The sequence below is a fragment of the Atribacteraceae bacterium genome (assembly GCA_035477455.1).
Classification (GTDB): Bacteria; Atribacterota; Atribacteria; order Atribacterales; family Atribacteraceae; genus DATIKP01.
Window position 1 is genome coordinate 1 of record DATIKP010000151.1, and the last position, 7,335, is coordinate 7,335.

Annotated in this window: 5 protein-coding genes; all 5 read right to left on the reverse strand. The window is 49.6% G+C overall.

Features of this window, described 5'->3' with window-relative positions; all coding sequences use genetic code 11:
- The coding region (gene carB / locus VLH40_08920) for a carbamoyl-phosphate synthase large subunit (protein ID HSV32123.1) at positions 1–3,137 on the reverse strand (3,137 nt) is incomplete at its 3' end.
- Positions 3,121–4,212: a glutamine-hydrolyzing carbamoyl-phosphate synthase small subunit gene (gene carA, locus VLH40_08925; protein ID HSV32124.1), complete on the reverse strand. Its 1,092-nt coding sequence runs from the start codon at positions 4,210–4,212 to the stop codon at positions 3,121–3,123. The genes carB and carA, both read right to left, overlap by 17 nt.
- A 98-nt stretch (positions 4,213–4,310) precedes the next feature.
- Positions 4,311–5,642 (reverse strand): radical SAM protein, encoded by a 1,332-nt coding sequence (locus tag VLH40_08930; protein HSV32125.1) that lies wholly within the window; start codon positions 5,640–5,642, stop codon positions 4,311–4,313.
- Between the two features lie 809 nt (positions 5,643–6,451).
- Entirely contained in the window at positions 6,452–6,970 is a 519-nt protein-coding gene (locus tag VLH40_08935) for a flavin reductase family protein (GenBank protein HSV32126.1), read from the reverse strand.
- Positions 6,971–7,053: 83 nt separating this feature from the next.
- On the reverse strand, positions 7,054–7,335 hold a 282-nt coding region (locus VLH40_08940), incomplete at its 5' end, for a hypothetical protein (GenBank protein HSV32127.1).

Sequence of the window (7,335 nt, forward strand, 5' to 3'; positions counted from 1 at the left end):
AGGGTGGTGACGCAGAAGACCGCCCTCATCACCGCTTCTTTGCGTATCGAACTCGATTCCAGCTGGGCGCGTCCTCCGGAAGGGGTATTGATAATCAAGGATATCTCCCCATTTTTGATCAGATCGATGATGTTCGGACGCCCTTCCCCGACCTTTTTCACAACATCCACCGCTATTCCGCTATTGATCAAAACTTTACCTGTGCCTCGAGTGGAAATCAAGTCAAACCCCAAATCTCTGAGTTTCTTGGCCATAAATATAATACTGCGTTTATCCCTGTTTTTCACACTGATAAAAACTTTCCCTTCGACAGGTAATCGGTATTGACCGCTGATTTGTGATTTGGCATAGCTCATTCCAAAATCCCGATCAATACCCATGACTTCGCCGGTTGAGCGCATCTCCGGACCGAGTACCGGGTCGACTCCCGGAAACCGGTTAAAGGGGAAAATAGCCTCTTTTACCGCAAAATGATTGATTTTTATTGCTTCGGTCAAGCCGATTTCCCGAAGCTTCCTCCCGACCATGACCTGGGAGGCCAGCCGGGCAAATGGAATACCAGTGGCTTTACTGATAAAAGGGATGGTGCGGGATGCCCGGGGATTGACTTCCAAAACATAGATTTCATCGTCTTTCACGGCAAACTGGACATTCATCAGGCCAACCACCGAAAGCTCCCTAGCCAATAATTCGGTAAAATGTGCTATGCTCTCCATAATTTCATCACTCAATGAAAACGGCGGGAGAACGCATGCACTGTCTCCGGAATGGACGCCGGCTTCTTCGATGTGCTCCAGGATTCCAGCGATCACTGTCTTTTCTCCATCACTGATCGCGTCAGCATCGACTTCGATCGCATCTTCCAGGAATTTATCGATGAGTACCGGATGAGCGGGAGAAATAGCGACCGCTTCCCGGACATATTCGGCTAATTCACCATCGGCATAGACTACCCGCATCGCTCGTCCCCCCAAAACGTAAGAAGGCCTGACCATGACTGGATATCCAATCTGGCGCGCTATGGAGAGTGCTCCCTCAAAAGAAACCGCCACATCGTTTACCGGCTGTTTCAAGCCGATCTTGCTCACCAGCTTCCTGAAGCGATCCCGATCTTCGGCCATGTCGATGTTCTCCGGTGACGTCCCCAAAATACGGACACCGGCTTTTTGAAGATCGCCGGCCAAATTCAGCGGTGTTTGACCGCCGAGCTGGAGAATAACGCCTTCCGGTTGTTCCCGTTCGATAATATTGAGAACGTCCTCGAAATAAACCGGCTCGAAAAACAGCTTATCGGAGGTGTCATAGTCGGTACTGACCGTTTCCGGGTTGCTATTGACCATAATGGTCTCGTATCCCAGATCCCGCAAGCCCCAAGTCGCGTGTACGCAGCAATAGTCAAACTCAATCCCCTGTCCGATCCGGTTCGGCCCGGCGCCCAGAATCACGACTTTTTTCCGTTCCGAGGGATGGTTTTCACACTCCTGTTCGTAAGTCGAGTAATAATAGGGCGTCTCAGCCGCAAATTCAGCCGCGCAGGTGTCAACCTGTTTGAAAACACATCGAATTCCCATCGATTGACGAAGTTTCCTGATCTCCATTTCATTCATCTTCCACAAACCGGAAAGTTGCCGGTCTGAAAACCCGCACTCTTTGGCCCGCCGCAGGAGATCCGGATCGATACTTTCTCTTACCCGTTGTATAGCCAAAGTTCGTTCCATAGCGACAATTTCTGCAATCTGACCCAGGAACCAGGGATTGATCCGGGTCAGTTTTTCGACCTCGTCCAAACTCATGCCTTCGCGAAAGGCTTCACAAAGATAAAAGATGCGCTCCGGATTTGGTGTCGATAAATGTTCCCGAAGTAGCTCCCGACGATGGGATTCCGGAAACGAGACCCAGTTCTTCACCCCTTCCAGACCGGATATACCAAGTTCCAGTGAGCGCAGTCCTTTTTGGAGAGCTTCCTTGAAGTTTCGGCCGATGGCCATGGTTTCACCGACGCTTTTCATGGATATCCCAAGCCTGGCTTCCGTTTCCGGGAATTTCTCAAAGGTAAAACGCGGGATTTTGACCACGCAGTAATCCAGTGCCGGTTCGAAGCAGGCCGGAGTTTTTTTGGTAATATCATTGGGGATCTCATCCAAAGTATACCCGACAGCCAGCTTGGCGGCGATTTTGGCGATTGGAAAACCAGTTGCCTTGGAGGCCAGCGCAGAGCTTCGCGATACCCGGGGATTCATCTCGATAATGACGATCCGCCCGTCGTCCGGATTGACGGCAAACTGGATGTTGCAGCCCCCGGTATCGACCCCAATCTCTCGAATAGCCTGCAGGGAAAGATCGCGCAGTTTCTGGTATTCCCGCTGGCTTAAGGTTTGGGTCGGGGCCACGGTGATGCTGTCACCGGTATGTATCCCCATGGGATCCAAATTTTCAATCGCACAAATAATCACAACATTATCCCGGCCGTCCCGCATAACTTCCAATTCGAATTCCTTCCAGCCGACGACTGATTCCTCAATCAGAACTTCATTGATCAAACTCGCTTCAAGCGCCCGTTGAGCTAGTTCCTCGAATTCCTCAATATTATAGGCAATAGCGCCCCCGGTTCCTCCCAGCGTAAAACTCGAGCGGATCACCAGGGGAAATCCGATACGACGGGCAACCGAAACGGCTTCCTTCACCGTGTTGGCCCGGTCGCTTAAAGGAACCGGGATTCCAATCCGCTCCATAGCTTCTTTGAAGAGTCCCCGATTTTCAGCCTTGTTTATCGCCTCCGGTGAGGCACCAAGAACTTTGACTTCATGACGACCAAGGATACCTTTCTCGGCCAGTTGTATGGTCAGGTTCAAAGCCGTCTGGCCACCCAGGGTCGGCAGGAGGGAATCAGGGTGTTCCCGTTCGATGATTTTTTCGATAATTTCCGGGACAAGAGGTTCTATGTATGTTCGGTCAGCCATTTCCGGATCAGTCATAATCGTCGCTGGATTGTTGTTAACCAAAACAACCTCATACCCTTCACTTTTTAGGGCCTTGCATCCTTGAGTTCCTGAATAGTCAAATTCACAGGCTTGGCCGATGACGATAGGACCAGAACCGATAACCAGAATTCTTTTGATATCAGTTCTTTTGGGCACGGTAGTCCTCCGCCATTGAGATGAATTGATCAAACACCGCGGTGGTATCGTTGGGGCCGGGTCCGGCTTCCGGATGAAATTGCACCGAAAAAAGTGGAAGAACCCGGTGTCTGAAGCCTTCCAGCGTATTGTCGTTGAGATTGATATGGGTGGCCTCGATATCGCAGGAGGATATAGTCGCCGTATCCACAGCGAACCCATGGTTTTGAGCGGTAATGGAAATTGTTCCGCTCTTTAGCTCTTTCACTGGGTGATTTCCTCCATGATGGCCGAATTTCAATTTATAGGTCTTTGCTCCCAGGGCCTGAGCCATGATTTGGTGGCCAAGACACACCCCAAAGATAGGCAGTTTTCCAAGAACCGCCCGGGTAAAATCAATCACATACGGAAGGGCCGATGGGTCGCCAGGACCATTGGACAGGAGAATCCCGTCCGGCCGGCTGTCGAGGATTTCCGAGGGTTTCGTGTCCGCCGGATATACCAACACGCGACACTCCCGCCGGGCAAGGTGGCGAAGAATGTTGAATTTCACTCCACAATCCAGTACGGCAATCGACCTCTTTCCTTCCGATGACCAGATATAAGGCTTGCGGGTTGTAACCTGCCAAACCAGATCCAATCCAGTCATTTTTGGAATCGACCGGGCCTTACTTACCAGAGAAGATGGGTTGAGATCGATCGAAGACAACACACCCCGCATGGCCCCCTGTTCTCGGATGTGGCGCGTGAGAGCCCGGGTATCGACCCTCTCCAGACCAAATATACCATGATCGGACAAATAACTGTCGAGGGTCGAGCAAAAACGCCGATTTCCGATGAGGGGACTGTTTTCCCGGACAATAAAACCTGCGGCATGAAGCGAAGCTGATTCGACATCGTCCTGGTTGATACCATAGTTGCCGATGAGCGGGTAGGTCATGGTCACGATTTGACCACAGTAGGAAGGGTCGGTGAGGATTTCCTGATAGCCGGTCATACTGGTGTTGAAAACGACTTCACCACTTTTCTCTCCAGGTGCTCCAAATGCGGTACCCGAAAAGACGCAGCCATCCTCCAAGGCAAGCAGTGCTTTCATTCCTTTTAACACCCTCGCAACAATATATCATGCCTGTCAAGAACAAAAAGCCACTTAATCGCATAGCTTGCTGAAGTGCGATGATGGTCTTCTCCGACTCAGGAAGAAGAAGGTTTTTCAGAAGGAACCGAATACTGGCAGGCTATCTGTCTTTCCGGAACGGTTTTATGTTGTCGCGAAACCCAGTTATAGTACAGGCTGGCAGGCAGGAAATAAGATAGATGTTTGAGGTTGCGGGGGATCCGCCGGGTGATGGAACTTAGCGAGTAAAAGCGGCTGTATAAATATCGGTGGCCAGCTTGAAGCCGCTCGACAGTCATTTTCGCCGGGTGATATACAACATGCGAAAAATCGTATTGTGACCAGTCATAATTAAAAATCCGGCCATCTTTTTTAAAGGTATCAAAGATTTCCGTACCCGGCAAGGGAGTCAAAATATTGAAGGAAGCAAAATCTATTTTTGCTTCTTCGATAAAACGAAGGGTACTGGAAAAAACCGATTCATCATCGTCATCAAAACCGAACACAAAAGAACCAACGACCATAATCCCATGTCGATGAAAATTCTCTACAAGTTTTTTGTAACGCTCTACGGAATTAAACATTTTGCGCATATTTTTCAAGTTGACTTCATTAATTGATTCAAAGCCAACGAACAGAGAAATGCATCCACTTTTTTGAGCCAGTCGAATCAGTTCATCGTCTTCCGCCATCTTCACCGTTCCCTGGCTAACCCATTTTTTTCTCAGGGGAACCAAAGCACGAAAGAGCTCTTTGGAATACCTTGGGTTGCCGACGATGTTATCGTCCAAAAATCCGATAAACCGCTTTGAACAGCTTGCGACTTCCCGAATTACGTCTTCTAGCGGACGATGGCGGTATTTCCTGCCGTTGAAGGTAGACACCGAGCAAAAACCACATTGGTGCGGACAACCCCGGGTGGTTTGAAAAACATGCTTGAGTAGATAGCGATCCTTTAAGAGTTCGTGACGGGGTGAGGGCATGTTTTCCAAACAGGGGAAATTTTCACTTCTGTAGGTCGGTTGCAAAGTTCCGGATTGCGCATCCTCCAGCACTCGTTTCCACAGGCCCTCTGCTTCGCCGACGACGACTGAATCGGCGTGGAGGAGAGCCTCCTCGGGCAGGGCGCTGGGGTGGATACCGCCCATCACCACCTTTGTCCCTCTCCTACGAAACTCATCAGCAACAAAGTAAGCCCGGGGAGCGGTTCCGGTCATGACCGTAATTCCGACTAAATCATACTTACCAGAAAAATTAATCTCCTCCAATCGCTCGTCGACAATCTGCACCTTGTGTTCCGGCGGGGTCAAAGCAGCAATCAAAGGTAGGCTGGCCTGCGGGAAAGGAACAAAGCGCGCTTTCTTTTTTGGAATCAATACCGTCTTCGGGGAAACCAGTAAAATATTCAAAGAACAAACCTCCTCAGTAAAAAACAGTGATGGGTGATGGGTGATGGGTGGAAGGGTTAAAAACCTTACACATTCATCCCATCCTCAATTACCCCGTTCACTTCCGTCGGTCCCCCGACTGTTTAACTCCTCTAAAAATGAAACGAAGAGGCGAGTGTATCTATTTTGACTTTTACCACAATTTCATCACGAAGCGTTTCGCTTCATCGCTCCTTCCTGCTTCATGCTGGTTGATGCCAGCCTCCAACGGGATAATCAAGCGATTAATCAGAGAACTACTTTTACCGAAACTGACCGTGGGACAGATTTGTTTTTCCCGCAAACGCCACCGGGTTTGAACCTGGACAAAGGATACAAGAATCAAAAACAAAATCATTATACACCAAGAGCCTGCATTTAACCAGTTGTTTACCAGCTATGGAAAACGGATCATCGAGAATGCACAGACAAACCAGACAGAGATATATCGTCTATAATCTCGACGCTCCCAGCGGTTTAAAACTCCCATACGGGAGATGGATCAGGAAGTCCCGCGGGCTTCCCCGCCGGCGAAGCCGGTGAGGGAAACCCTACTAAAGAGGTCCCACTCCAGAAGGATTCAGGGGGGCATTGTCCGCCAGAGGAAAATGAATGGAAGTGCCGGTTAAAGAAAATCAGTGCCGAACGGAAGCCTCAGAGAGCGCAAAAATTATCCGACACTCCCTTAATTAGCTCAAGGCCTTTGACGCACTAAGACAATTTGGCGGGTAAAAAAGGAATCAAAAGGCACCGCCAATTAACGAAAGAACCTGAAGCTTGATAGCCTTTTTCTACTCACCTGTCCGACGGACACTCTGAATATGGCCAAAATAGACGGTATGATAATCATTTTCCGGATAATACTCGGCGATGATGGATGGCTTGAAGTGTGCAGGGTCAACCCGTGTTTTTTGTACCACCACACAGTTAATATCTATGCTGCATTCGGTAATCCCAGGAACCGAAAAGTCAGAATGATACACTGGCGTCAAGCCCGTCTGGGAAAACTTATCCAGGTTTTTACCCGAAACCGTCCCGGCAATCCGCACCGCTTCCTTTTGATTTCGAGTGGGAACCGACACTGTAAAAGCGCCGCTTTGTTCGATGATACCAAACGTAAACCGGGAAGGCCTAACCAAAACGGTACACACCGGCCTCCCCCAAGTGATTCCCATCTGGACCCAGCCAATGGTCATGATATTCGGCATTCCTTCATCTAAGCGGCTCACCAGCAGCAGACCACCGACTTCGTCGATGGTCTGCAGGGATTCGCTAACGACGCTCAACCATGGTACTTTTTTTTTGACCACGTCTACTCCCTCCCCATCGTCTTGTCTTCCATTCTTTTATCGGTGCTATGCTGTCTGGTTGATTGACGGTTTCAGCACTTTCCTCAAGTGGGAAAATCGTTCTCACCGAAGCTGTTCGAAATATCAGGTCGTCTAAAGTCTTCATACCGTTCCGCTGCCAAGCATAAGATATTAACAGTTTGCTCCCTGATCAAATCAAGATCCCTGGGTTTTTTCAGAGACCACCCCTCGCGGTCTTGGAGGATTCTAACCAAGGGGCGGATGGGCAAGCCTTCATTCAGGCGAACCACAACCGCTATTTCTCCGGTAGACAAGCGAACCGTCTCCCCTACCGGATACGGAGCGATGTGTCTGACCATAGTCGT